This window comes from Fluviicola sp. (genome assembly GCF_029266855.1).
Classification (GTDB): Bacteria; Bacteroidota; Bacteroidia; order Flavobacteriales_D; family Crocinitomicaceae; genus Fluviicola.
This window is the reverse complement of sequence record NZ_JAQSWB010000002.1, coordinates 474,367-500,533: the sequence shown is the minus strand read 5'-3', so window position 1 is coordinate 500,533 and position 26,167 is coordinate 474,367. Positions and strand designations below refer to the sequence as shown.

Sequence of the window (26,167 nt, the reverse complement as noted above, 5' to 3'; positions counted from 1 at the left end):
CCAGTGTAATAGTTCACAGCTATTCACCAATCAACGTGAACGTTTCAGAATGAATACCCCGGCCACACCGCAAACAACAGATGCAGTCAGGATTCCATATTTGGATTGATCAATAATTTCCATGTCACTAAACGCAAGCCCGGTGACAAAAAGCGACATCGTAAAGCCAACTCCTGCAAGCACAGAAACACCTATCACGTGAGTCCAATTTGCCTTTTCGGGCAACTCTGCGACTTTAAAACGGACCATAAGCCATGTAAAGGAAAATACTCCAATGAATTTGCCAAGGATCAAACCTGCGATTACTCCGATACTAACAGGGTTCATAAGAGAACCAAAAAAGTTCCCGTTCACCACCATTCCCGCATTCGCCAGGGCAAATAAAGGCATAATTACAAACGCCACCCAGGGATGGAGGTTGTTCTCCAGTTTCTGCAGAGGAGTTTCCGCATCCTTGCATAACGATTTAATATCCTGTATAATTTCATGTTGTTCTTCCGTCGTCAGATCACCTTTCAATGGGATCGCCTGTTCGAATTCAGACACATAATTTTGGGCTTTATCAACGAATTCCTTTTCATCGATTTTCGTCCGTGCCGGAATCATAAATGCCACTAACACCCCAGCAATAGTAGCGTGAACACCTGAAAACAAAAAACCAATCCAAACCGCTATTCCAAGCACAAGGTAAAATGTCATACTTCGCACTCCCAAGTAGTTCCCCAAGGCAAGAGCCAGGAGAAACAATCCGGCAATCAGCAAAGGTAAAAATGAGATCTGCGCCGTATAGAAAAATGCGATCACCAATACTGCTCCCAGGTCATCCGCAACTGCCAAAGCAGAAAGAAACACCTTCACGGATAAAGGAATCCGTTTCCCCGCCAGGGATAATAAAGCAAGAGCAAATGCAATATCGGTAGCCATTGGAATTCCCCATCCTTTTTGTGTGGGTTCATTCCAATTGATCAATGTAAAAATAAGTGCCGGCACAAGCATTCCTCCAAGTGCAGCCACCATGGGTAAAGCTGCCTTTTTAGCGGTGGATAATTCCCCGACCCTGAACTCGCGTTTTAACTCCAGTCCGATCACAAAAAAGAACAGTGCCATGAGTCCGTCGTTGATCCAGATATGCAAGGGATAATCCAATGTCTTTCCTGCAAAACTTACAGAGAATTTAGTTTCCCATAAATGATGATACGAATCCGACCAGGCAGAATTAGCCCACACAATGGCGATCACTACGCTGACAAAAAGAACTATTCCACCGGTAAATTCCTGGTGAATGAACCTGTGAAAGGGATTCAATAATTTTTCAATGGGTGTTTTTGACATGTTCTTCAATCGATACTGAGTTGTAAATTTAGTCAATTACGCATGATAAGCCAGGGTTTTTGAGATGCTCTTCACTTACTCGCATCCGCTTTCAGTGCATTCCCCCGAAGTGGAGCATGATTCCGGCTTAGCTGTTGAACATTCACTTTGTTTCGAAGTTGCCGCCTGGTATTTAGAATATTCAAAATAACTCAGAAAACTTAAACTCAGGACCAACCCGATCCAAAAGATTGCTTTTGAAAGCTTCACCTTGCGCTTTTCCTTGTCACCCGGGCCGCATTCACATGAATTCCCGGTATTGCAGCTGAACTTAGGAAGGATGTAGAGAGAATAATAGGAGATTGTAAACGACACGGCACTGATTGCAATCAATAACGGTTCAAGTGCATTGATCACAGGAGAATTGGCAATCGTTGCAGAAGAAACTCCAAACAGAGATGCTACCGGACTGGCACAAACTCCCACACAGGCGCCACTTTTGCAGCACGCTAATAAAACCGGGGCGGACGAAGTTAATCCACCTGTAATCGTTGTCCAAATTGTTCTTTTTGCTTTCATAGATTCGTTTTCTTTTCTTCTTTTTTTAAAATTACCCAGCAACCAACTGCCAGAATTGCCCCTGCAACCGGAGCGGCTATATATACCCAAAGGTGTTCCGTATGCCCTGAAACAATTGCAGGTGAAAGTGAGCGGACAGGATTCATCGAAGCTCCGGAAACCGGACCTGCAAACATTGCCTCCAACAATACAACACCACCGATTGCGAGACCTGCAAACATTCCCTGTTCTTTGCTTCCGTTAGCAACCTGCAGGATCACAAGCATCAAAATGAAGGTCAATATCAGTTCCAGAACAAAGGATTGCATTGCTGAACCTGCGGGTAAAGTAGCTCCCAGCGTATCGTTTAGCGGAAACAGGAATTTGAGTACAAAACTTGCCAGAAATGCACCTCCTGCCTGACTCAGAATGTAGGGAACAATATTGCTTAGCGGGAATGATCCCGAAACCCAAAAGGCAATGGTAACGGCCGGATTCAAATGCGCTCCGGAAATATCACCCAAACTGTAAATCATGGCTGAAACAATTAAACCAAATGTAATGGCACCCCCAACGTGAGTAATAACCCCGTTAGATTCCTGGTTGATAATAATTGCACCTGTGCCGCAAAAAACAAGTGCGAATGTTCCGATAATCTCGGCAAGATATTTTTTCATGAATTTGTGTTTTGGAAGTCGATAATCACCTTATGATTGAAAATGCATACAGTGTTTCCAAAGCAATCTGCTTACAACGCTCGTCGTATTTTTCGTCCTGAAGCGGAGTATTGTCAAACTCTTTCGGATCATCGTAAGTTGTTCCCACCCGGAGCTCAACTCCCGGAATAAACGGACAATTTTCTTCGGCATCGCTGCAGGTCATAATTGCTGCAAATTCCGAAGCCGGATTTGAGGCATGATCATATACTTTCGAAAAGCAGACGCTTGGCTCTCCTTCGGAATGTAAAACATGGTAAACCGGGTTTTCAGAATCAGTCATTTGCTTCACTTCGAAGCCCGCTCTTATCAAAGCATTTATTGCATTCCGGTTAAAGGCTGTTGCCTCTGTTCCACCCGAAAAGGTATTGACCTCGTCAATCCCGTAATAATCTGCAGCCGTTTTTGCCCACACCTGTCCGAAGTGACTTCTCCGTGAATTATGTGTGCAGATATACACCAGATCAGCAGGTTTTCCCGCTGCTTTTTTCGAACGGATATAGGTGGCAATTTGTGCCAGAATTTCCTTTCGTTCTGTAGAAATGGAATCAAATTGATCCCTTAAGTCATCTAAATAATGGCTTATCTTATTATGCATGAATGTTTTCTTTTTGTTCTTTCGAACCAGTTAGTCAAAGTGTAGTTTCGAATCTTAAATCCTTCTAAAAGTCCCTAGCAACAACCTCCGCCCGGAGTACAACTATTTTCATCAGCACTTCTAAGCTCCGACAGCTTTATTTTTGGTTTTTCGGCCGGAATTCCGCAGGCATCAGATGCAAGACACGCAGTAGTTTTAGGGATCAGGAGGAAATGTGAACCGTTAAAGCCAAGGTCGTATTTCCCAATGGTATCACTTTGGTATTCCACTTCGATTTCATTGTCTTCAATGCCTAGTTTTTCTTCTGAAAGCTTGATAATATTCAACAGTTTCGTTGGTTTCAGGCGGTGTTCAAAATCGTTGGCATTCCATAACTGGAAATTCACAACTTGTTCTTTGCGAATGGTCCCTCCGCAATCAATGAAATGCTTTTGAATGCTGCCTACCTCGGTAACGTGGAAATGTTCGGGGACGAATGTCCCGTCGGGAGTTTGAAATGCTACATTCTCAAGCGTTGGTAAAATGGCTTTTATCTCTGAAAGTTTCATGGTTGAGTTTTAATTTAGCAACAAGATTTTTCTTTAGTTTCCAATTGGAGTGTCGTATTGGCAAGGTAGCGCTGTAACATTGCAATAGCTTCTTTGTCTACACAGTAGCAAATTGCCGTTCCCTCGATGCTTCCTTTTATAAGTCCGGCATTTTTCAATTCTTTCAGGTGTTGTGAAACCGTAGGTTGCGCTAATGGCAATTCATTTACGATATCTCCACAAATACAGGTATCAACTTTGATCAGGTATTCCATGATAGCGATCCGGGCAGGATGTCCCAAAGCCTTCATCATATTAGCAAGTTTGTTTTGTTCTTCTGAAAAATGGTCTGTTTTAGTTGCCCCCATATCTATCGTAATATAACTATATTGCAATATTACGATTAATAGATATATACTAGTTCATTTTGAGTAAAAAAATTACCTGTAACAACAAAAAAAAGAGCATCCGGCTAATGCGAATGCTCTTTATGAATCTGTTTAGATTTCTAACCACCATCTAAGAAAGAACCTAAATAAAATATTGTCAATGCAGACTGATGATTAATAAACAAAAGGTCACTGAGGCTGTCACTGCACCAATCGCCTCCGCCCACAGGACTCTCATTAAACTCCCCAAACCCGGATGATGAATTGAAAACAACAGTTCCGTTCGCCATGATAAATTTCCACGAATAACCTGTTACCGTAGTTCCTCCCGGAACCTGAACTGTTATTGTTTTCGTTTGGCCCAAACTAAAATAATGGGCAGAGCTTGTTACCGTTCCCGAACTTGAACCGCTGTAATGGACCAACAAGCGCACCTGAGTACATGTCTCAGCAATGGGCCTGGAACTAACATGAAGTTTGATGTTCTTGCTGTAAAAGTAAGTAAAGCCCGACTGACTAAAGAGAGCTGACGACGACAATAGAAACGCGAACAAGAGCAGCGCCCGAAAATGAATAGTGATTGTTCTCATAATATGTGTATAATGGTTTAACCAAACATACAAATAAAAACACAAAACCACCCATTAATATCTAAAAATCAATTACTTAAAGTTTTAAATTCGAAACAAGAGAGCAAGTATAACACGACTTTCCGAACGTACCAGATCCGGGCGCCAATCTGCGGGAAGTGTTGTTGTGGTATACCCGGAAGGAGAAGTCACCCCTCCCTTGCCTGCAAAATAAGGAATACTTGCATGCCGGTAAACATATTCTACCCGGACCGTAATACTTTGATTCGGCATCCAGTCAAAATTTGTTGAGCAATCCCAGCCATTGAATAAATCTCCCGGGTTGGCACTAAAGGGAAATGCACCTTCGGTTTGGGTTGGGTTTTGCGGGTCCGGAAGCGGACTTGCCTGACCTGTCGGATACAGAACAAGATAACGCCCCGGGTTGCTCATTACACCACCACCGATTGTCCAGGCCATTTTGTTTTTTGCAAACCAAATCCGGTTATAAAACATGGCGCTCAAAAAATATTGTTTGGGAGCTGACGAATCTGCTTTAAAACCATTCACTCCTCCGCCCTTCTCAAAACCAATATCACCTGTCAGTGAGAAAGCCATTCGTGAAATTTTAGCCTTCGGTTTATTGTAATACCTTACCAACAGACTATTATCCGAATGAAAACGTTTCCTGTCCGGAATTCCGGCAGCATCGGTTCCATAGTAATTATTGGTCAGCAGTTTTAAATTACTGTTTGGCATCCAGGTAATATTCCCCCCAAAACCGGGCATTGCATTGAATTTTCCATAGCTCTGCCAGCCATTAATGATCCACGGTTCGATCTTCAGGTGTTTTGTAGGATAAATCTGAACGCGCAGTCCATTGAAAAACCAGGGAGTATTATCGGATGTAAATGACGCCTGATACTCCCAGTTTTCCGATTGGTAGTAAGAATTCAAACCGATATAAGACATGAAAAGGCCCGCGTCAATATTTATCCCGTACCATTTATCGAAGTGATAACCCGCATAAGCTTCACTGAGATACCTGTATACATTTGCAAGTTCGTATTGTCCCTTGTAAACACTGTAATCATTTCGCGGAACCACTACGGAACGGGTACCGAATTGTGTCATTATTCTTGCATGGGCATTTTTATAGACAAAGTCACCGCCAAGATTTACAGAAGACAGCTGAATTTCATTGGAACGGGCTAAAGCTGTTGACCCGATGACTGTGTTATCAACCGGGTTATTGAAAGCGTAATTATAATTTACATCGATCATGAAAGAAGGGGTGAAATATTTTCCATCCCAAATAAGCGAATCCCTGCGGTCAGAGCCATTTTGCCAGGTCATATCAATATCAGCAAATGGTTTTTTATCGGTTGGGCTCGTTTGAGAAAGAAAGTATGCCGGAAGGGCATGAAAAAAGAGAAAGAGAAATTGTTTCATCGTTTGTGTTTGTTGGCACAAAGGAAGAGTTTCAGCTATAAGGTCCGAATAAAAGAACAGCCCTTTGCCATAAAGAATTTATAAAGATCCATTCAGACGAACCTGTACCCCACACGGCTTTCTGTCAGCAGATGTCTTGGCTGGTTCGGATTTTCTTCGATTTTCTTTCGCAGTTGTGCTACAAATACCCGGAGATATTGCGTCTCCATCTGGTAACCGGGACCCCAAACTTCTTTCAGAATGAATTGATGGGTCAATACTTTTCCCGCATATTTTGCAAGCAGGATCAAAAGCGAATATTCAGTTGATGTCAGTTTGATCTCCTGACCGTTTCTGCGCACAACACGGGCAATTAAATCCAGTTCCAATTCTTCGAATGAAAGTACATTCTGGATAGTCTGATGATCCGAATGCCTTAATCCTGAACGGATCCGGGCAAGTAATTCCTGGGAACGAAAGGGTTTTGTGAGGTAATCATTCGCACCGTTATCCAAAGCTTTAACGATACTTTCTTCATCGTCCTGTACAGAAAGTATAATAATGGGTTTATTGTACCATTCGCGGAGTTCCTTCAGAACCGCATGTCCGCTTTTATCAGGAAGTCCGAGATCGAGTATGATCAGGTTGGGCGGATGATTTGCAGCCATCAGCAAACCTTCTTTCCCCGTTTCTGCCATATATACTTTGTAATCATTGCTTTCCAGGTTAATTTCAAGCAATTTACGAATCTGGGGTTCGTCATCGATAACAAGAATTTCTGCTTTACTCATGTCCGAATGTATTAAAGTAAGACATTTCCGTAGGAATCCGAATGATAAATTTAGCACCCGACTCCGGGATGTTTTCCAGAATGACCGTACCTCCGTGTGCCTCAACAATTCCTTTCACGATGGAAAGTCCCAGGCCGGTTCCTCCCACTTTTGATTGAGGCAGTCGAAAGAATTTCTCAAATACTTCCGTTTTACTTTCTTCCGGAAAACCAGGGCCTTCATCCATAACGTCCAGCCTGAAATGAGTATCTTCGATTGCACAACGGATGGTAATTGTTGTTCCCATGGGAGTATACAAATGTGCGTTCTGCAGCAAATTGAACAAAGCAACCTCCATCAGGCCCGTATCCAGGCTAAACAAAGGTAAATTTTCCATTACCTCCACTTTAATCGTGTGGCCGCTCAGCAGATTTTCATTGCGCTGCAAAGAGGAATGAACCCATTCCGGAATACTGCACCAATCTTTAAGCAAGGGAAATTCACCTGCCTCAATCCGCGACATCCGGAGCAGTTTTTCGACCTGGTCATTTAATCGCAATGCCGAATCGTGAATGGCATCTTTTAAAGCAGCTTCCTGCGCAGGAGTCAGGCGGTCTTTCTGTTCGTTGAGTGTATCTACTGAACCGATTATTGTTGCTATCGGCGTTCTAAGTTCGTGGGAAAGTGTTTGCAGTAAGGTATTGTAAAGCGCAATTGTTCGCTCCTGCTCATGCTGCTCTCGCTTTTTCTGATCCGTTTCTTTGATCTTACGTGTAATCACCACATTTAACAAGGCTATTACGAAGTACATTAAGAGCAGGAAAAAATCCTCTCTTGACGAAACGGTGATGGTGAACCTGGGTGGGATGAAGAAAAAATCCCAGATAAACGCACTTAATGTAGCCGAGATCAATACCGGCCACCGGTCAAAAATGGCAGCAATAAGCGAAACGATCAATAATAAAATAAAGGCAACTACCTGGTAACCGATCAAATCTGCAAATATGAAACAGATTCCCGCAGGGATCCCTATGAGCAGGATACAAACGATGATCTGCCACAACAAAGGTTTTAAACGGATCTCACTTAGTCCTGTCATGATAATTCAAATATAAGCATGTCATGCCTAATCTACACGTTTAACATTCTGAGGAGTTGATTTGGATAAAACATACGGAAATTGTTCTTCCACCAAGCTGCTCGGATCGAGTCCAAACTCATTTCTTTCCGTAAGCGCCCAACCTTTTAAAACGAAATACGCATTCATGACAATCTTCTGGAACCAGGGCAGTTCATTGTCATTGGAAAGAAATTTACGAATGATTACAAAACGAAAGTCACCAATGTTGTCTGAACGATGATACTCGCTGGCATATCTGCTATGGATTTCAATCTCTTTATTTGCCACCATTTCCGAAACCACCTGCTGGAACATGGTATCCAATTTAGGCTGCACCCTGAACCCCAGTTTGAAGTCGATGCGAATAATATCATTAGTTCCCTGCGTGGTAACCTTGGTTGCTTTGTATTCAAGCGTATAGGGCTCATCGTCTGTTTTTACATGCACAAACCAGTAACGCTCCGCACGCTTGGGTTGCTGCTCCAGTATGGAATAAAACACTTTCGATTCAACCTCATCAACCCTTTCAGCACTTGTCAGATAAACCAAATGTGTAGAATAAACAGGAATTTGATCATCTGCAGATAATTTCTGAAGAATCGGCAAATAATGTTTGATCTTGACATATTCCAGGTAGCTAGTACGGATCTTCTTGCTTCGGAAGATGATAAACATCAAACTTATCAAAGCAACAGCAAGCATCAAAGTAATATAACCTCCGTGCGGGAATTTTTCGACCTGGGCAATTAAAAAGCCGCTCTCCACCAGCAGAAAGACGAATGTGAGTAAAGTCCGCAGTACCGGATTCCAATGCCTGCGCACCATGTAAAAATACAACAGGATGGTGGTACTGACCATTGCCAAAACAATCGACAATCCGTAGGCAGCTTCCATATTCTCCGACTTTCGGAAGTATAATACCATTGCAATACATCCAAGCATCATAAACCAGTTTACAGACGGAATATAAATTTGTCCTTTGATATCCGACGGAAAACGAACACGGACTCTTGGCCATAAATTCAAGCGGATTGCTTCATTGATCAATGTAAACGATCCGGAGATCAGGGCCTGCGAGGCGACAATAGCAGCAGCTGTAGCTATAATAATGGATGTGAGGCGAAACCAGTCAGGGACGATCAGGAAAAACGGATTTTCATCATTGATCGGCTTTCCAAGATGATGCAATAAATAGGTTCCCTGCCCAAAGTAGTTAACTACAAGCATTACTTTTACAAAAATCCAGCTCACCCGGATATTTTGTTTTCCACAGTGACCCAAATCGGAATATAAAGCTTCTGCACCGGTTGTACATAGGAAGACAGCACCCAACAGCCAGAATCCGCCAGGATAATTTACCAGTAAATCATAAGCATAATAGGGATTCAATGCCTTTAAAACACTCACGTCTGTGAGGAGTTGAGAAATCCCGAGTGTTCCCAGCATAAGAAACCAGATCATCATCACCGGGCCAAATGCTTTGCCAACAAAAGAAGTTCCGAATTGCTGGATTACAAAAAGTGCAACAATAATTCCGATAATGATCGGGAGGGTTTCAATTCCCGGATAAACAGATGTTAAGCCCTCGATTGCCGAAGAAACCGATATGGGAGGTGTTATAATTCCATCTGCCAGTAAAGCAGCACCTCCGATCATGGCAGGTATTACAAGCCAGTTTTTTCGCCTTCTGACCAAAGTATACAATGAAAAAACACCGCCCTCACCCTTATTATCAGCACGCAGTGTAATGATAACATACTTGATCGTAGTTTGTAAAGTGAGCGTCCAAAAAATACAGGACAAGCCTCCCAGGATCAGTTGTTCGGTCAGTTTCCTGTCTCCTGCGATTGCTTTTAATACATAAAGTGGTGATGTTCCAATATCCCCGAAGATAATTCCTACTGTGATAATCAATCCCGCAAACGATAAGGCGTGATGATGGTTCTTTGACATGTTGATACGAATGAATGTTTATACTATCCCTCTTGTGGGAATGAACAGTCAAAAGTACTTTCGCAGGTGTAAAGAAAATATAAAGATTTAGTGAAGAACTGTTGGGTATTTACACAAAGGCACTGTATCCCGTAATTGCCCGTCCGACGATCAGGGTATTGATCTCCCTAGTGCCTTCATAAGAATAGATCGCTTCCGCATCCGCAACAAATCGCGCGACATCGTATTCCAAAAGAATTCCGTTTCCACCCATTACCTCACGTGCTTTGCTCACAATATCGCGGGTACGCAGACTACAGAACACCTTTGCCAGCGAGGCATGCTCGTCTGTCAGTTCTTTTTGGTCCTGTAATTCCGACAAACGCGCCACCATGGTTTGCATTGCGGTTAAGTTAGTGAGCATTTCTACCAAGTGATTTTGTATCATCTGGAAAGAGGCAATCGGTTTCCCGAACTGCTTCCGCTCACGGGTATATTTTAAGGCCGCTTCATAAGCTCCGCGGGCGCATCCAACCGCAAGCCAAGCTACGCCGGCACGGGTCATGCGCAGAACATTTGCTGTATCTTTAAACGTATTGGCATTTTGCAAACGGTCTTTTTCCTCTACGACACAGTTTGTTAAGGTCACAATACCATTCTGAACGATCCGCAATGCCATTTTATCTTCCATTTTTTCCACCTCCAGTCCGAGAGTATCTTTCCGGACCAAAAATCCTTTCACCTGCTTGTCCTCTTCATCTTCTGCCCAGATAATAATCACATCTGCAAAAGTGGCATTGCCAATCCATTTTTTTTGTCCATTCAGAGTCCAGCTGTTCCCGCTGCGCTTTGCTTTCATCGTTAAGCCACCCGCAACTGCTGAGCCTACTTCCGGTTCCGTTAAGCCAAAGGCTCCTATTTTCCGGAAGCTTTTCAATTCCGGAAGCCATTCCTGTTTTTGCTCTTCGGATCCAAGCAAATAAATGGAACCCATGACCAATCCGCTTTGCACACCAAAAAAGGTTGCAAAAGAAGCATCCACCCGTGCCATTTCCATCGCCAGAACACCTTCCAGCAAACAAGACCTGAGAGGACTGCTGAAGCCCTCATAAGTAATCCCGCAAATGTCCAGTTCCGCCACTTTTGGAATCAGGTGATGAGGAAATTCCCCTCTTATCCAATAATCATTTACAATGGGTTTGATCTCATTTTCCATGAAAGCCCTGACTTTTAGCTGCAATGCTCTTTCTTGCGGAGTTAATGTATGACTGATATTATAAAAATCGCCGTCAATTGAAGGAAGTTCTTTTTTACTCCTACTGCCCCCGATTAGTTTTACCAGGCCGGATAATTGTTTGTCATCCATTTTCCCGACATTCTTTATCACCTCGGCCAGGTCCACTTTTTGCGACAATTGGGAAAGTTGTTCCAGATCCACTTGTTTAAATAAACGGTAGGCATTTTTAAAGTTAGAGAAAAGAGACATAACTGAAGGATTTCTCATGAATGTATAACAAAAAGTCGTGCAGGTATCTTAAAAGAACTTAAAACTGGTTTTATTCTACCTTATAGGAATCGTTATTTATTTACAATAAGAACCCAAAACGGATTACAATTGCTTCGGATAAAAATTGTAATTTGAATCATCAAAAAACAAAATATGAAGAAAACGTTAAGCTTAATGATGCTGATTCCAGTACTTGCCATAGCCCAACCGGCCTCCTGGCAGAGTCGTGGAATTGGCGGTGGAGGTGCGTTATTTTGTCCGAGTATCAGTCCGGTTGACGCCAACAACATGTATCTGCAATGCGATATGTCGGAAGTGTTTCATACTACCAATAAAGGTGCCTCATGGGATATCGTTCATTTCCGGGAAATGATCTCAACCGGTGGAATCAATACGGTTGAGTTTACTTCTAACGCCAATATTCTATACGCTGTGAATATGGATTATCTTACGGAAGAGCGATTTCCCGCCAAAAGTACCGATGGCGGAATCCACTGGTCACCTACTGCCCAAGATCCTACCGGTTCAGAAACATGGTACTTGTCTGCCGATCCGCAATCAAGCAATCGGCTCCTGGTAGCTTCTTATGATGAATTGTTCTTTTCAGGCAACGGCGGTACAAGCTTCCAAAGCGTATTCTCCATGAGTGATTTCCATATTGCAGGAGTCTTTTGGGATGGAAATAATATATACATCGGAACAAGACAGGGATTACTAGTTTCAACCAACGGAGGCACCTCTTTCTCACTGAGCAGTACTCCGGGGATTCCGGCAGGAAACGGTTTCATTTCGTTTACGGGGGCGAAGTCCGGAGGCACAACACGGCTAATGGGAACGACGGCTGATCAGGGTGACCTTTACCCGGGGATCAAAGCGCTCGACATCGGAATTTGCACCGGGATCATTAAACTGGACGTTGGATCAGCCAGCTGGACAAACGCATATAACAGTATCGATACCGATCATGAGATTTTCCTGATCTCCTCTGCTGCGAACGATATCAATACCTTTTATGTCGGAGGGACGAATACCAACAACAGTTTCCCGGTAGTTTACAAAACAACGAATGCCGGTACAAGCTGGTCAGAAACGTTCATGGGTGTAAACAATCAGAATATCACTACGGGATGGAGCGGATACCAGGGAGATGAGAACTGGTGGTTTGGCGAGATCGTCTTCGGGCTTGAAACAGCACCAAATGATGCAAATACGGTAATCATTACCGATTTCGGATTTGCACACATCAGTTCTGATGGAGGTGCAAACTGGTCACAGGCCTACGTTCAGGCAGCCGATGCAAATCCGGCAGGAAGTGCCACTCCAACCGGACAATCTTATGCGGGAAATGGCCTGGAAAACACCGCGTCCTGGTACATGCACTGGTCCGATAACAATACTGTTTTCGCAGCATATACGGATATTACCGCAATCCGAAGTACGGACGGGGGACAAAAATGGGCCAAAAATTATACGGGAATCGATTACAATACGGTCTACCAGGTTATAGAAGCCCCGAACGGAACATTGTATGCAGCAGTTTCCAGTGTTCACGATATGTATCAGAGTACCTACCTGCAGGATAACGCAATTGATAATGGTTCAGGAGCCATCCTTTACTCCACCAACGACGGTCAGGATTGGAACATGCTGCATGATTTCGATATGCCTGTAATCTGGATGGCAATCAACCCGAATAATGCCAATGAACTATATGCGAGTGTTATTCATAGTCAGAACGGTGGAATCTATAAAACCACCAACCTGGGAAGTAATGCTTCTTCTACTTGGGCTATTACCGGAACTCCGCCGCGTACGGAAGGTCATCCTTACAACATTCGTATTCTTAACGACGGAACGCTGGTTTCAAGCTGGTCCGGACGCCGGTTTAACAGCGCATTCACACAAAGTTCGGGAATCTTTATCTCGACAAACGGTGGTACAAGCTGGCAGGATGTAAGTTCGCCGGGTATGTACTACTGGACAAAGGATGTTATCATTGATCCACACGATGCTGCTCAAAACACCTGGTACGTGGCCGTGTATAGTGGCTGGGGAGGTCCTTCGAACGATTTGGGAGGATTATACAGAACAACAGACCGCGGAACAAACTGGGCGCGTATTTTTGATTCTCACCGTGTGGAATCTGCTACAGTCCATCCGCAGAACGTGAACGAAATCTACGTAACAACCGAGGCAGACGGCCTGTGGTACAGCAGCAACCTGAATTCACCAGCTCCAATTTTCTCCAACCTGGAAGAATATCCCTTTCAGCATCCCACACGTGTTTTCTTTGATCCGCAAAACAACAATACTATCTGGACCACGACTTTTGGTAACGGAATGAGAATGGGAATTGACGGTGGCGGAAGTACAAACGGTGTTTCCGAAAAAACAGAACTTCGGGTTCGTGTTTATCCCAACCCAGCCGAGAACGAGTTTACAATCGTTTCCAAAAACAATATCAGCAACTGGGCAATTACAAATCAATTGGGACAAACAATACTTGAAGGAACTGCAAATGCCGCTCAACTAAAGATCAATATACAACAATTAAAACCGGGAAGTTATACACTTACAACTACCGATAAAGACGGAAAAACAGGCACTCAAAAAGTGATCGTTCTCCAATAAATATAATTTAGGTAAACCATACAAAAAAAGAGCATTTAACTTCTGTCAAATGCTCTTTTTCTTTCTTACAAGTAGTTTATTTCTTGATAATTTTAAGCACCGCCTTGTGATTATTATCATCGGATACTTCCAACAAATAAATACCACTCTCTCCGTTAATTTGTAGTTCTATCCCTTTTTCAGTACTTATAAATTTTGTATTAATTACTTGTCCGAAACTATTCCTGAGAACCAAATCCAGGTCATCTTTTTCTTTTGCAAATTCAATCACAAGCTCACCCTCGGTTGGGTTCGGGTATATTGTGATTTCTTCTTCAAAACTATTTTGGGTAATTCCTGCAACCACATTTGTGCTTAGTTTATGGATAAAAATGTCATAAGCCATAGCCGGAGCAGTCAGGTTAAAAACAGTTGCGGAAGGATCAAAATCAGCTGTTCCGTCAAAATAACCTATAGTATAAACATTGTTATTCGTATCCGTATCTATGGAATTTACCCAAACCTGATCGGTTCCCGTTAACAAACCGGCCCAAATGAAATTACCCGAAGAATCCAACTTACTGATATAAGAGTCGCTGCTTCCTCCCGTAAGATTAAAAACTCCCGGTCCCGGATCAAAATCGTTTGTACCAAAACAAAGACCTGCTGTGTATACATTGCCGTTGTTATCCAATGCTATAGATTCCCCGCTTAGTCCGCCAAGTTCTTTCGCCCATAGAAGATTACCGGCCGAATCATGCTTGTTGATAGCAGCTATGTACCCGGAAGGAGTCCAACCACTGGAATATACATTACTATTTCCGTCCACCAAAATGGCAGAACCATCACCCGGCCCCATTGCTTTCGCCCAAACGAAATTGCCTGATGCATCTAATTTGCTAAGATAAATTTCAGTTTGAAGAGACACCGACTGATTAAGATAAAAAGTACCCGGACCCGGATCAAAATCAACTCCGCCTCCGATTGTTCCGGTAGAATATACATTACCACTATCGTCTACGTCAATAGCATAACCAACTCCACCATTAGATAGGGTGCCGGTGAATTGTTTGGCCCAAACAAAATCTCCGTCCGAATTTAATTTACATATAAAAACATCACTGGCATTGAATTGAGAAGTCATATTGAAGGTCAACGTTGCATCCGGATCAAAATCTATTGTTCCGTCAAAATAGCCGGTCAGGTACAAATTTCCGGATGGATCAACTGAGATCGCATTGCTGTGAGCAGGAGTTGGAAATGAAGGAACAAATGGTCCCCCAATCTGTTTGGCCCAGATAAAATTACCATCTGGATCCAATTTCTGGACAAAAACATCCCTGTCCACCCCTTGAGAGGTTAAATTAAAGCTTCCGGCACCCGGATCAAAATCTACGGTTCCCAAAAAAGAATTCGTGATATACAGATTACCTGAAGCATCTATGTCGAGCGAACTTTTTTCATCAATAGCTGCACTATCTCCGTATTGTTTCGCCCAGATAAAATTACCGGCAGCATCAAATTTACATACAAAGGCATCCTTTTCTCCCACAGAGGTCAGGTTAAAAACCCCAGTACCCGGATCAAAATCCACAGTCCCGATAAAAAGTCCCACTGTATAAACTTGGTTATTCTGGTCTGTTTTTATGGAAGTTCCTTCATCCCATCCGGCACTACCTATTTGTTTTGTCCACTGTAAGTTTTGTCCAAATGATTCTGTGCTCAGGGCTATGAGAATCAAGTTGCTTAGCAGCATTAAATGAAAAGGTTTTATTGACATATATTGTCTCATTTAAAATGTTAGTTAAGCCAAATATCGTATGTTCTGTTGCCATTGACAAAAAAAGCAGGTGTTGAAAAAGTGACGGATCCGGCAAACGGTCTGTTTCAGAGCATATCAAATACTAAAAAGCTCACTAGGATTCTGCATTGAATCGGATAAAAGGACGTGAAGGTTGAAAATAATCAGTTAGACCTTCGATCCAAATGGTAAATAACCCCAAATAATAGAAATGAGTAGTTTTTTAGCTGTATTTTTGTTAAGTTAATAACGTCCTGTTAATTATAATCACTATGCGGATCAATAATACAAAACTCATTCTTCTATTCGGATTGTTCTTCCTTTTCGCAAAGGGAACATTAGCTGCCAATCGCTATTGGATAGCTACAGTAACAGCAAACTGGGATGATATTGCCAATTGGTCAGCCACTTCGGGTGGAACCGGTGGAGCTTCTGTTCCGGGCTCGGGTGATTTTGCAATTTACGATGGTGCAGGCGGAAGTAACGGTAACTGTATTCTTAATATTGCACCAACCATCGGCGGAATGACAAGCAGCGGATATAGCGGTACTATCGACCTGAATGGAAACAACCTGACTGTATCAAGTACTGCCAACATGACCTTTTCTTCCGGAACCATTACAAATAGTCTGGGAACTGCAGCAAGCTGTGCTATAAGCACTACGGGGATCGTTACTTTCAGCGGAACGACCTTTGGAGCAAGCACTTCCTTTGCCCCTGTTTTAACTTGTTCTGCCGGGCAAATTTATTTAAACGGCAGTACCTTTTATGGCACAACTTCATTGGCTAAGACAGGTGGAACCAATAATCTGGGTAACGGAGGAAACGTATTTCACGGTCTTACTACCTTATCAAACTCAGGAAGCGGTTTTTTTGCAACGGCTTTTATTACACCCGATATCTTTCATACCGATTTAACCCTGACAAATACCGGTTCAGCCTGGATCGCCATGTCCGATCATTCAATTGGAAACCAATATAACGGAAACATCATTATCAACTCCACCAATGGTACCGCTAGTGCCGGAATTACCTTTGGGAACGGACCCGGAACCGCCATATCATCCACATTAGCCAGTGGGAAAACAATTACGGTAGGTAGCACCGGGTTTTCAGCAGGAAGGCTTCTGTTGAAGTGCTTCACCCAACTTGGAACTACCCCGCAAAGTTTGATTTTTACCGGTACCGGAATCCTGTATCTGGGCCCCCTTTCAACTTTCAATGGCGATGTGGATTTCCGTACTCCTCAAATTTATTTGAATGACTGTACCTACAACCGGACAGCTTACCTGGAAAAGAAAGGTGCAACCAATAATTCCGGAACCGGTGGAAACATATTCAATGGGGCAACAACGCTTGTCAATTCCGGGACCGGATATTTTGTAACGGCAGCGACGGTTGCCGACACTTTTAATACAGACCTCACCCTTATTAATACCGGATCATCTTCGGTCGGATTATCTGATATTTCAGCAGGAACACGGTTTAACGGGAATATTATTGTGAACTCAACCGCAGGAGTGGGAGTTACCATCGGATGGAATGCACCGGGAGCTTCCAGCATGGCCGAAGGAAAAACAATCAGTGTCGGTGGCACCGGGTTTTCAGGCGGAGCACTTGAAATCAGAAGATTCACACAGGGAACAACCGTTGGTGGAACTGCCCAAAACCTGACGTTTACCGGAACAGGAATCCTGCGGATCGGACCTTCCTGTGTCTTTAATGGAAATGTGAATTTTACTGCCCCGCAAATTTATTTGAATGGTTGCACCTATAACGGAACCGCAGACATGGTCAAAAATGGAAATACCGCAACGCTTTCAAACGGATCGAATATATTCAATGGAACAACCAACCTCACAAACAGCAGTACTGCAGAATGGCGACTGGGAAATACAACAGGTGACACCTATAATGCGGCGATTACATTTGTTCAATCCTCTTCCGGTGCGATGTCTCCTGCATACAATTCGACCAGTTATTTTTCAAGTGACATCGTTATAAATAGTGCTACAAGCATCACATTCGGAAGTGGAGCGGGAATTGTTGAATTTACCGGGGGAAGCAATCAATCGCTAACATCCGCCAGCTCAACTCCATTGATCCAGCGTTTTGTAATGAATAAATCTGCAGGTACACTTACACTGAATGCGCCTTTGAATATCGGCTTGACAGCAACATTCACAAGTGGGATCATCAATTCTACAGCAAGCAATTATCTGAATTTCATATCAGGAAGTACTGCTTCAGGTTTTGGCAATGCGAGTCACGTAAACGGTCCGGTAAGAAAAACAGGGAATAGCGCCTTTACCTTTCCTGTTGGAAATAGCGGGATATACAGGGGTATTTCAATTTCCGCTCCCGGAAATGCAACGGACCATTTTACTGCACAGTATTTCAAAGCAGGCCAGTCGTATGGTGATTACACAACGTATGATCCTTCATTCGCCACTTTGAGTTCTTGTGAATACTGGATTCTTGACCGTACCAACGGAACATCGAATGTAAGTGTAACTTTGAGCTGGAACACACCTGATTGCGGGGCATCCTATATTACCGATGTTTCATCATTGCGTGTTTCCAGGTGGAATGGAAGTTCCTGGACTGACGAAGGAAACGGAGGAACAACCGGGTCTGCTGCTGCCGGGACCATTATTAGCGGTGCAGCCGTAAGCAGTTTCAGTCCTTTTACATTGGCTTCAACCCAGGCAGCAAATTCTTTGCCCGTAGAATTACTCAGCTTTAACGTTCTGATCAATGGAAGGAAAGTAGATGTTAATTGGGTAACTCAAACAGAAAACGACAACGATTATTTCACAGTTGAAAAAAGCAATGACGGTACTTCTTTCGAGGAAGTGGGCATTGTTCAGGCAGGTGAAAACAATCAATCGGTGCAAAATTATACGCTTCACGATTTCGATCCCTGGAACGGAGTTTCTTATTACAGACTCAAACAAACCGATACTGATGGTAAATTTGTTTACCTCGGTATGGAGGCCGTAAACATGGATCTTCCCGATGGTTACGCTTTTTCAATTTATCCGAATCCATTATCTGTTAGTGATAATCAGTTACATTTTCATCTCAGGGATTTACCGAAAAACGAAAGCGTCTTATTCATTACGGATTTGTCGGGTAAAACGATCTATTCAAAAACCATTTATCCCGGAAATAAGGATGAATATTTATTGGACCTGGAGAATAAACTGACAGCGGGGATGTATTCCGTTATTCTGCAAACATCCTCGGAACTGTTTACCCGTAAATTAATGGTTTTGCCTGCCAAATAATTCAGGATTAATACGGTTTGATAATCTGTCCTGTATTTGCTCCGAAAACACTTTTCCGAAATCCGTATTCCAATTGTTTCATTGTTACCGGAATATCTCCCGGAAAATAAGGAAAATATTGTCGGGAATTTTCAATAACTGTCGGACTGACCGCATTAATCCGTATACCATTTTCAAGCTCTATTGCTGCTGCCCTTACAAAGCCTTCTATAGCGCCGTTTGCAGCCGAAGCATTAGCAAAATTCAATTGGGGATCGTGGGAAAGAGCTCCGCTAATTAAAGTAAACGATCCCTTTGAATTAATGTAATGCTGACCGATCAGGACAAGATTGATTTGTCCCATCATTTTTCCTTCAACACCTTTTCTGAAAGTTTGATCATTAAGTGTTTTCCAGGATCCCACATGCGTTGGACCCGCAGTAGAAATTAGTGCATCGAATTCTCCTGCCTCCCTGAACATATTTTCAATTGATTCGGTTGATGTAATATCCACCAGGATATCTCCGCTTTTGGAACCTGCTTTGATGATTTCATGCTCATTTTCAAAGGCTTTAACCAAGTGTTTTCCCATAGTACCTGAGGCACCTACCAGAATGATTTTCATATTGATTTAATTTAAAGTTTAATATTTGCGTGAGAATTTAACTATTCGGGATCAGAATCTTCACTTTGCTTTTTTCTCTTATTTAAAACATAGTTTAAAAGAATATCCACTAATGGGACACCTACAAATACGGTCCATGGAACGAGGGTAATTGTCAATAAGAATGTACGCTCATAAAGCGCTAATCCGGATAAGGATTTTGAGAAAAGGAACAGAAAAAATGTAATGGAAGGATAAATGACAATCCAAATTTTCAATGCCATCATTAATCGGGCTTTTGTCTTCATACTCATGAATGAATTAGTTTCCGACAAAAGTACATGCGATAAAAGTCCTGGGTACAGGACAATTATTGACTTTAACAGGATTTATTTAAAATGATTTCTAAACGCTTCGGGAGAAGACCCCGTATGTTTTTTGAAGAACCGGATAAAGTAAGAGACATCCTCAAAACCCAAAGAGTAAGCGATATCCTTTACCTGACTCAAGGTTGCTAAAAGAGATCTTTTAGATTCCAAAATGAGTTGGTCGTTAATCAATTCGGAAACCGTTTTTCCTGCTACGTTTTTCGCAATCCGGTTGAGTTGATATACCGAAAGGCCCAGCATCTCAGCATACCGGATCACCGGTATATGGCTTACAACATTGGTTTCCAGCAATTCCTGAAACGCCTCAAAACGTTCCTGTTCATATGAGAATGAGGTAATCCGTCTTTGATCAGGCGACTTACTTTCCCGCAGGTATTCAATAAAAAAAATGTCCATGTTTGCCCTGATCACATCAGAATACCCTGCTTGTTTATGGATATATTCGGTATGAATAGCAGCCAGGATATCATAAAGCCGGTCAAATCGGAGTTGCGCCAAGGAGCAAAAACTTTTGGAAGTCGCTTTCCCGAAACGTTGTTTGCTTGCAGTATCGGTTTGGAAGTAAAATTCCGAATTGAATTCCATTAAAAATCCCCGGGAGTTTTTATCCAGGTTTAACTGATGAACCTGCCCGGGGCGAAGTATGAAAATCATATGATCACCAACCGGATAATCTATAAAATCAATTTCGTGTTTTCCCGAACCGTTCCGGATAGCAAGTATGAAAAAATAAGTATGTCTGTGCAGATCATGATTTATGGATTTCCCATCCAATAAAGCTTCAATTGTTCTAATATTGAACAGTTCAATCCGATCCGTATCTGAAATCTGTCTTACCGGAATTTCCATTATCTGTTAGACTTGAATTCAAAGTTAAAGTTTAGTCCTTACAATGACTCAATTTCAGCGAATCAAAAAGAAGTTTACCGGATCACAATCTTTTTCTCAGTAACTGTCTCCCCGCTATTGATCTTAAGCAGGTAAACACCTTCAGGCGATGACGATAAATCCAGCAGGTAAGTTTCCGTCCACTGCGTGTTTAAATCTGAAAACACGAGTGCTCCAAGAGTGTTGTACACCTCAATTGTTCCTGTTTGCTTATCCTCAGGCATTTGAAGATTTATATACACCAAGCCCGAAGAAGGATTGGGATATACGATCAAGTCTTCCAATAGAAATTCCGGATCAATTGATGCGAAGCCTGCATATTCATATGCGCCGATATCAATTGCACTTCCTGAAGTGATTCTGGACATTAAAGCTGATGTGTTTGACTGATACATATAAGCCGGAAGTAATGAATAAGCCAATGAAGTAGCACCCGCATTTACACCCTGATCAATTGCAGCTGATGCAACTGCAGTAAGTGAATAATCATTTGAGCTGATGTCAGCAAAGCCGAAAGTTGAATAGTTCAACGACAACACATTCCCAGCAGAATCCAGGGCAGCCGGTGTATTGGTGCTGAATAAGGTATTACTGGCACCCGGAACCGAGGCAAAAATGTTGTTATAGATTTTGAACGTATTTATTCCTGAAGATGGAACGGTATTGAAATACTTGATGTTGCCCGGATATTGATTAATCACCGTATTGTTCACGAAATAAAAATCTTCCAGCGGATTAGTAGCCGCGTCGTATCCAATAATTCCGTGATTGGCACCGGAAGTACCCTGAATGAACACATTTCCAATAATCACATTCATTCCTCCCTGGGCTATATTCAGCTCCCAGCTTCCGTAACCCGTTGCTTCCTCATCAATTAAATTATACAGAATATAGCTTCTTTGAGCCCGCGTCTTTATTGAATTCGCCTGTCCGCGGGGATGGTGGAAATAACAATTTTGTACCAATAGTGTATCTGTACTGGCACCGATGTAAATATGGTGTTCATATCCCGAATGAGTGGGATCATTCGGTAATTGGTAACCATTGTTTTCAAATTCAGAATCGAGAATAATCACATTGCTGGTAGTAACGCTTCCGTTTCCTTCCAGGATTCCGTTCTGGCAATTTACAAAACGGCAATTCTTGATGGTGATATTGTTTGCCTGGAATCGGATTCCTGCACCGTTTCCGCCGTTGGCATCCGAAACCCGGGCTCCGTCAAAAACAATGTTTTCAAGGTATGGATTATCCGTTGTTCCGGGTGATTCAAAAACAAAGATGCCTTTTCCGTTAGCGATATCACCTGAAAATTGAAGAATACTTCTGTTGCTGCCGGTTCCCAGCCCAATAAACTTCAGATTCTTTTTGGTCCATTTTGTAGCATCATTTAAATAGATCCCGCCGTCAAGATAAACGGTATCATTATCAGCTACAAGGTTTCTCACCTGGCTGGGCAAAGTATATGTTCTTGTAGCTCCTACATACCATTCGGTAGCGGAACAATAGTTTGTTATCAGCAGAATAGCTGCAAGGGTCATGGTGCATTTTAATTTCATAGTATATCCGGTTTGTCTAAAGATAACAGATTTTTTTGTTCTACCAAGAAGCAGCCCGCTTGGATTTGGGGGGGGAAGCGCCTTTTTTCAGAAACCAAAAACAACTCAGGATAAACCAAACCAATTGATTCTGCAGTTCTTTATTACACAGGAAATCAGTAAATAATTTGCGCCATAAAACCTGATTTACAAACGATTGCTTAACAACTATTCTTCCTTCACTTCGAATTGTTTCTCGTAGATCACCCTGGAAAAATCACAATCACACAAAAACAGAACCATTCGATCGTTCGTTAACTCAACAAAAGATGGTGCATCACATTTATGACTCGACAAAATTGGAATCTCCAAACTTAATAAGTCAAATCGAAGGTCATGATGAATATAATATTCAGAACTGATCACTTGCTGATTTTTGCTGAATAAAATCCGTACTGAATCCTGGTAAAATTGAAGAGATTCTACGTGATCATAGCGATTGGAAATTCTTTTTACCGAATCTTCAATAGTGCAACTATGCTCTGTTTTAACATGGTTCCATTTACCCTGAAGTGTTGCTTTGGTTTGTACAATTTGATCCTTGGGCAATGGACTTTTCACAAACACCAGATCTATGGGATTGATACAAGATCGAATGGTGAGCGTGGTGTCGCTTATTGAAACAATCTCGATGTATCGCTGCTCACAACCTGCGAATGGTCCTTTCAGTTTAATCCGGATAGCATGACTTTTCTGATCGCGGTATACCCGGTAGTTACCTTTGTATGTATCACTATAATCTTCCGTTTCTCTCAGGAATGAAAACTTGATAAATGCTTCTTCCTCTTCATCAAAAACCATAAACTGGACGCCCTCGGATTTAAGTTGCGAATACAAACTATCGGGAATAGAGCCTTCTGTTGTGTGTTGTAAGTGCCACGTTCCATGAAGTGCTTGTTCAATTTGACTGATACCCTGCGCAACCGAAAACAGAGGGAGCAGCAAAAATGGAAATAGAAAGAATTTAGTCATCGCTTTATGATAATGCCTATGTTAGCTTACGGTTACTGTTCTGATCCAGCTTTTTTCTTCCAGGCTACCGTGATTGAGTAATCCCATATCGTATGGCAGCCTCAAGTACCTCAATATTTATATCTTTCAGCGCTTTGAACTTAATGCAATATCCACTTACACTCGCTTTACCGAGATCTTTTCCATAGGTTTCAGCCAAGTATTTCTTATCCTCAATACCAAGAATATAGGCAGAAATCCCCGTTGTGTTCGCGCTCATACCGATTTGATAAAACTCCCTGGTTTTTCCATCGGCGTATTTCATGGTTTGCACTCCATATCCGATATTTGGATTGGAAACCGTTTTATTTTCACTGTTCTTCCCATCCAGGAACCAGGTTTTACATCCCGGCATTATTCCCAGAATAATTCGATGCAGTTCTTCCATATCAGCACGCTTTGCTTCAGGTTGGCTGGCAATATACTCTTTGATCTGTTCTTGTACGTCCATAAAATGAAGACTTGTTTTGACAGTTCAATAGTACGTAATAATTCGAAAAAACGAAAACTCAAATCCTTAACTGGATCCCAAAATAATAAGTCCTTCCCGGCGCCGGATTGTAGTACCTTCCTCCTGCTGCATTCAAATCATTTCCTAAACTGTAAAACACATCCAGGATGTTTTCCACCCCGGCGAATACCTGAAAACGAATGTTGTTTTTAAGTCTGTACTCCCAATTCAGTTTTGAGCAGAATAAGTGATATGACGAAGCATAAGCAGAATTACCATCATTCAGCGGTATTTTGTCGGTGTAGTTATCCGAAAAGAATAAACTGAAGCCTAAAGGAAAAAAGAGTTTCAGGCTGGTGACATTTACAAACTTCGGAACGCCGGTTAGTTTGTTTCCTGAGTACGAGATGGCATCAATGGAATAATTGGTAAATGTAAAATCAGAATACGTAAAACTGTTTTGAACATCCAACCCACGTATGAAACCTTGTGTCTGGTGACGGACAAGTTCTCCGGACAATTGAAGTTCCAGTCCGGTTTGATTTGTACCACCTGCATTCACAAAATATTCAACTCCATTGTCATCTACCCTTCTCACAATTGCCTGCTGCAAATCAAATCTAAACACCGCCACATCCCCATACCAGCGATGATTCAATGACTTAAAACGAAAACCCGTTTCATAATTCCAACCTGATTCGGATTGCAGGTCGCTGTAGATCGTGTTGTTTGATGGACGGATTTCTGCTAAAGTTGGCGGAGAATATCCTTTACTGACCGATGCCCGCCAAACTAGCTGACGGATAATGCGATAGGAGATCCCGGCACGCGGCATGAACTGTGGAGTTAATTCTCTTCTTGTAAACGCCTCCTGTGGATCAGGAAAGGTATTCTTAAAATGGTAGAAATATTGATTCAAACTAAGTGCAGCTTCCAACCCCAGCCGCTTATTAATTAATAGGGAAAACTGAGTAAATATGAAATTTTGGGTCACTTTCAGATTATCGGATGCCTGCAGTTCTCCTTTACTCCCCGAATTATTGTCATAATTGGCAATCCGGCTTTTGGTTTGCTGCCATTCAACTCCCAAATCCCATTTCCAATCCAGGATAGTCCATTTTTTTCCCAATTCAAAATAAGTACGAACACCCGAAGATTGTTCTTTCCGTGTTTCATAATTGGTAATGAAGGGATTTTTGAAATCGGTATAGCTGCCAAACAAGGTAAGTACGTGTTTAAAAATGGGTGAAAAATGAAATTCATTGGAAATTCCGGCATAAGCCGTGGTGTTGTAAATACCGGCCTTTTGTTCTGATGCTCCCGGTAAAGTTGCAGTTGCCAATCTCGCTTGCCGGGGATTTGCTTCTGCTTGTAATAAGGTAAGTCCGCCCGGTGTTTCATAATGAAGATGTGACCCTAAAAGCAATAACTTCACGCTCCCTTTTTTATAGTTCCATTTTTGTATAGCATGAAGGTAATTTCGTTGTAAGGCACTGTTTTCCCGGTAACCATCTGAGCGCTGATACGACTGATCGATACTTAAAGAATAACGTTTCCACTTTTTATCAAAACTTAGCTGCTCGTCAAACAAACCGTATGAGCCCGTTTTGATGGAAACACCTGCTATCGCTGAATCTGATCTATTTTCCGGATCGAGAAGAATCACGCCGCCTGTATTTGCTCCGAACATGCTGCCATCAGGTCCTTTGATGATTTGAATAGCATGGATACTGCCTGCGTTGATTAGGTTTAAATAGGTATTACCTCCCGCATCTGTCAAAGGAAATTCATCCAAATAGATCTTAACGTTCCTAATCCCGAACGGCGACCGCAATAAACTACCCCGGATGGATAGACGGTAACTGCCCGGAGAACGTTCTTCCATACGGACGCCGGGAACTGAGTTCATCACCGGTACCAGTGATTGATTGGTATAATCACGAATCTGCTCTTGCCCGATAATTGACACGCTGGATGCAGAATGCAAAAGAAGGGGTTTGGAAGGATAAGCATTTACAGTCACTTCTCCCAGGGTTCGGATAGAGTCATTCTGTGCATGCCCCATGCAAGCACAACTCATTGCAATAAAAACTAAGACGCCTGCCTTTTTCATACGTTGTT

Annotated in this window: 22 protein-coding genes; 2 read left to right on the top strand and 20 right to left on the bottom strand. The window is 42.4% G+C overall.

Going from position 1 to position 26,167, the window contains the following annotated elements; translation table 11 throughout:
- Positions 1–30: 30 nt before the first annotated feature.
- The 12 genes from nhaA to K0S23_RS07510 all read right to left on the bottom strand — a co-directional run bounded on the left by nhaA (position 31) and on the right by K0S23_RS07510 (position 11,407).
- A complete protein-coding gene (nhaA, locus tag K0S23_RS07565) occupies positions 31–1,332 on the bottom strand; it encodes a Na+/H+ antiporter NhaA (RefSeq protein ID WP_300355824.1) in 1,302 nt (433 codons plus the stop codon).
- Between the two features lie 75 nt (positions 1,333–1,407).
- The gene (locus tag K0S23_RS07560; protein ID WP_300355823.1) at positions 1,408–1,890 is read right to left on the bottom strand and encodes a hypothetical protein; all 483 of its coding nucleotides are present in this window, start codon (positions 1,888–1,890) and stop codon (positions 1,408–1,410) included.
- Entirely contained in the window at positions 1,887–2,546 is a 660-nt protein-coding gene (locus K0S23_RS07555; RefSeq protein ID WP_300355822.1) for an aquaporin, read from the bottom strand. The genes K0S23_RS07560 and K0S23_RS07555 overlap by 4 nt, the downstream gene beginning before the upstream one ends.
- 25 nt (positions 2,547–2,571) lie before the next feature.
- A complete protein-coding gene (locus K0S23_RS07550; protein WP_300355821.1) occupies positions 2,572–3,183 on the bottom strand; it encodes a protein-tyrosine-phosphatase in 612 nt (203 codons plus the stop codon).
- A gap of 74 nt (positions 3,184–3,257) precedes the next feature.
- Positions 3,258–3,731: a DUF6428 family protein gene (locus K0S23_RS07545; protein WP_300355820.1), complete on the bottom strand. Its 474-nt coding sequence runs from the start codon at positions 3,729–3,731 to the stop codon at positions 3,258–3,260.
- A 14-nt stretch (positions 3,732–3,745) separates the two neighbouring features.
- Positions 3,746–4,078 carry a metalloregulator ArsR/SmtB family transcription factor gene (locus tag K0S23_RS07540; RefSeq protein WP_300355819.1) on the bottom strand — a complete coding sequence of 111 codons (333 nt, stop codon included), beginning with the start codon at positions 4,076–4,078 and terminating at the stop codon, positions 3,746–3,748.
- 140 nt (positions 4,079–4,218) lie between these two features.
- The gene (locus K0S23_RS07535; RefSeq protein WP_300355818.1) at positions 4,219–4,689 is read right to left on the bottom strand and encodes a hypothetical protein; all 471 of its coding nucleotides are present in this window, start codon (positions 4,687–4,689) and stop codon (positions 4,219–4,221) included.
- 84 nt (positions 4,690–4,773) lie between these two features.
- A complete protein-coding gene (locus K0S23_RS07530; protein WP_300355817.1) occupies positions 4,774–6,120 on the bottom strand; it encodes an outer membrane beta-barrel protein in 1,347 nt (448 codons plus the stop codon).
- A gap of 92 nt (positions 6,121–6,212) precedes the next feature.
- Positions 6,213–6,890, bottom strand: coding sequence for a response regulator (locus K0S23_RS07525; protein WP_300355816.1), 678 nt, complete (start codon positions 6,888–6,890; stop codon positions 6,213–6,215).
- Positions 6,883–7,968, bottom strand: coding sequence for an ATP-binding protein (locus tag K0S23_RS07520; protein ID WP_300355815.1), 1,086 nt, complete (start codon positions 7,966–7,968; stop codon positions 6,883–6,885). Before K0S23_RS07520 ends, K0S23_RS07525 begins: the two co-directional genes overlap by 8 nt.
- A 27-nt stretch (positions 7,969–7,995) precedes the next feature.
- Positions 7,996–9,942, bottom strand: a complete 1,947-nt coding sequence (locus tag K0S23_RS07515; protein ID WP_300355814.1) for a KUP/HAK/KT family potassium transporter — start codon at positions 9,940–9,942, stop codon at positions 7,996–7,998.
- 109 nt (positions 9,943–10,051) lie between these two features.
- Positions 10,052–11,407: an acyl-CoA dehydrogenase family protein gene (locus K0S23_RS07510; protein ID WP_300355813.1), complete on the bottom strand. Its 1,356-nt coding sequence runs from the start codon at positions 11,405–11,407 to the stop codon at positions 10,052–10,054.
- Positions 11,408–11,581: 174 nt separating this feature from the next.
- Here K0S23_RS07510 and K0S23_RS07505 point away from each other — a divergent pair, with 174 nt between their 5' ends.
- A complete protein-coding gene (locus tag K0S23_RS07505) occupies positions 11,582–14,059 on the top strand; it encodes a T9SS type A sorting domain-containing protein (RefSeq protein ID WP_300355812.1) in 2,478 nt (825 codons plus the stop codon).
- Positions 14,060–14,135: 76 nt separating this feature from the next.
- Here K0S23_RS07505 and K0S23_RS07500 read toward each other — a convergent pair whose 3' ends face one another.
- On the bottom strand, positions 14,136–15,794 hold the full coding sequence (locus K0S23_RS07500; RefSeq protein WP_300355811.1) for a T9SS type A sorting domain-containing protein: 1,659 nt from the start codon (positions 15,792–15,794) through the stop codon (positions 14,136–14,138).
- A 317-nt stretch (positions 15,795–16,111) separates the two neighbouring features.
- Between K0S23_RS07500 and K0S23_RS07495 the strand changes: the two genes are divergently transcribed.
- The gene (locus K0S23_RS07495) at positions 16,112–19,129 is read left to right on the top strand and encodes a T9SS type A sorting domain-containing protein (protein ID WP_300355810.1); all 3,018 of its coding nucleotides are present in this window, start codon (positions 16,112–16,114) and stop codon (positions 19,127–19,129) included.
- A gap of 7 nt (positions 19,130–19,136) precedes the next feature.
- Here K0S23_RS07495 and K0S23_RS07490 read toward each other — a convergent pair whose 3' ends face one another.
- The 7 genes from K0S23_RS07490 to K0S23_RS07460 form a co-directional block, all read right to left on the bottom strand.
- Positions 19,137–19,733 (bottom strand): short chain dehydrogenase, encoded by a 597-nt coding sequence (locus K0S23_RS07490; protein WP_300355809.1) that lies wholly within the window; start codon positions 19,731–19,733, stop codon positions 19,137–19,139.
- A gap of 41 nt (positions 19,734–19,774) precedes the next feature.
- On the bottom strand, positions 19,775–20,026 hold the full coding sequence (locus K0S23_RS07485) for a hypothetical protein (protein ID WP_300355808.1): 252 nt from the start codon (positions 20,024–20,026) through the stop codon (positions 19,775–19,777).
- A gap of 75 nt (positions 20,027–20,101) precedes the next feature.
- Entirely contained in the window at positions 20,102–20,950 is an 849-nt protein-coding gene (locus K0S23_RS07480; protein ID WP_300355807.1) for a helix-turn-helix domain-containing protein, read from the bottom strand.
- A 74-nt stretch (positions 20,951–21,024) separates the two neighbouring features.
- Positions 21,025–22,545, bottom strand: coding sequence for a T9SS type A sorting domain-containing protein (locus K0S23_RS07475; protein WP_300355806.1), 1,521 nt, complete (start codon positions 22,543–22,545; stop codon positions 21,025–21,027).
- A gap of 207 nt (positions 22,546–22,752) precedes the next feature.
- Positions 22,753–23,556 carry a hypothetical protein gene (locus K0S23_RS07470; protein ID WP_300355805.1) on the bottom strand — a complete coding sequence of 268 codons (804 nt, stop codon included), beginning with the start codon at positions 23,554–23,556 and terminating at the stop codon, positions 22,753–22,755.
- A gap of 64 nt (positions 23,557–23,620) precedes the next feature.
- On the bottom strand, positions 23,621–24,046 hold the full coding sequence (locus tag K0S23_RS07465) for a DUF1801 domain-containing protein (protein ID WP_300355804.1): 426 nt from the start codon (positions 24,044–24,046) through the stop codon (positions 23,621–23,623).
- A gap of 58 nt (positions 24,047–24,104) precedes the next feature.
- A complete protein-coding gene (locus K0S23_RS07460; protein ID WP_300355803.1) occupies positions 24,105–26,159 on the bottom strand; it encodes a TonB-dependent receptor in 2,055 nt (684 codons plus the stop codon).
- Positions 26,160–26,167 lie beyond the last annotated feature (8 nt).

What these genes read in the sequence shown, in the direction of transcription:
- nhaA (WP_300355824.1), bottom strand. Translation starts at nt 1,332, where the DNA reads ATGTCAAAAACACCCATTGAAAAATTATTGAATCCCTTTCACAGGTTC.
- K0S23_RS07560 (WP_300355823.1), bottom strand. Translation starts at nt 1,890, where the DNA reads ATGAAAGCAAAAAGAACAATTTGGACAACGATTACAGGTGGATTAACT.
- K0S23_RS07555 (WP_300355822.1), bottom strand. Translation starts at nt 2,546, where the DNA reads ATGAAAAAATATCTTGCCGAGATTATCGGAACATTCGCACTTGTTTTT.
- K0S23_RS07550 (WP_300355821.1), bottom strand. Translation starts at nt 3,183, where the DNA reads ATGCATAATAAGATAAGCCATTATTTAGATGACTTAAGGGATCAATTT.
- K0S23_RS07545 (WP_300355820.1), bottom strand. Translation starts at nt 3,731, where the DNA reads ATGAAACTTTCAGAGATAAAAGCCATTTTACCAACGCTTGAGAATGTA.
- K0S23_RS07540 (WP_300355819.1), bottom strand. Translation starts at nt 4,078, where the DNA reads ATGGGGGCAACTAAAACAGACCATTTTTCAGAAGAACAAAACAAACTT.
- K0S23_RS07535 (WP_300355818.1), bottom strand. Translation starts at nt 4,689, where the DNA reads ATGAGAACAATCACTATTCATTTTCGGGCGCTGCTCTTGTTCGCGTTT.
- K0S23_RS07530 (WP_300355817.1), bottom strand. Translation starts at nt 6,120, where the DNA reads ATGAAACAATTTCTCTTTCTCTTTTTTCATGCCCTTCCGGCATACTTT.
- K0S23_RS07525 (WP_300355816.1), bottom strand. Translation starts at nt 6,890, where the DNA reads ATGAGTAAAGCAGAAATTCTTGTTATCGATGACGAACCCCAGATTCGT.
- K0S23_RS07520 (WP_300355815.1), bottom strand. Translation starts at nt 7,968, where the DNA reads ATGACAGGACTAAGTGAGATCCGTTTAAAACCTTTGTTGTGGCAGATC.
- K0S23_RS07515 (WP_300355814.1), bottom strand. Translation starts at nt 9,942, where the DNA reads ATGTCAAAGAACCATCATCACGCCTTATCGTTTGCGGGATTGATTATC.
- K0S23_RS07510 (WP_300355813.1), bottom strand. Translation starts at nt 11,407, where the DNA reads ATGTCTCTTTTCTCTAACTTTAAAAATGCCTACCGTTTATTTAAACAA.
- K0S23_RS07505 (WP_300355812.1), top strand. Translation starts at nt 11,582, where the DNA reads ATGAAGAAAACGTTAAGCTTAATGATGCTGATTCCAGTACTTGCCATA.
- K0S23_RS07500 (WP_300355811.1), bottom strand. Translation starts at nt 15,794, where the DNA reads ATGCTGCTAAGCAACTTGATTCTCATAGCCCTGAGCACAGAATCATTT.
- K0S23_RS07495 (WP_300355810.1), top strand. Translation starts at nt 16,112, where the DNA reads ATGCGGATCAATAATACAAAACTCATTCTTCTATTCGGATTGTTCTTC.
- K0S23_RS07490 (WP_300355809.1), bottom strand. Translation starts at nt 19,733, where the DNA reads ATGAAAATCATTCTGGTAGGTGCCTCAGGTACTATGGGAAAACACTTG.
- K0S23_RS07485 (WP_300355808.1), bottom strand. Translation starts at nt 20,026, where the DNA reads ATGAGTATGAAGACAAAAGCCCGATTAATGATGGCATTGAAAATTTGG.
- K0S23_RS07480 (WP_300355807.1), bottom strand. Translation starts at nt 20,950, where the DNA reads ATGGAAATTCCGGTAAGACAGATTTCAGATACGGATCGGATTGAACTG.
- K0S23_RS07475 (WP_300355806.1), bottom strand. Translation starts at nt 22,545, where the DNA reads ATGAAATTAAAATGCACCATGACCCTTGCAGCTATTCTGCTGATAACA.
- K0S23_RS07470 (WP_300355805.1), bottom strand. Translation starts at nt 23,556, where the DNA reads ATGACTAAATTCTTTCTATTTCCATTTTTGCTGCTCCCTCTGTTTTCG.
- K0S23_RS07465 (WP_300355804.1), bottom strand. Translation starts at nt 24,046, where the DNA reads ATGGACGTACAAGAACAGATCAAAGAGTATATTGCCAGCCAACCTGAA.
- K0S23_RS07460 (WP_300355803.1), bottom strand. Translation starts at nt 26,159, where the DNA reads ATGAAAAAGGCAGGCGTCTTAGTTTTTATTGCAATGAGTTGTGCTTGC.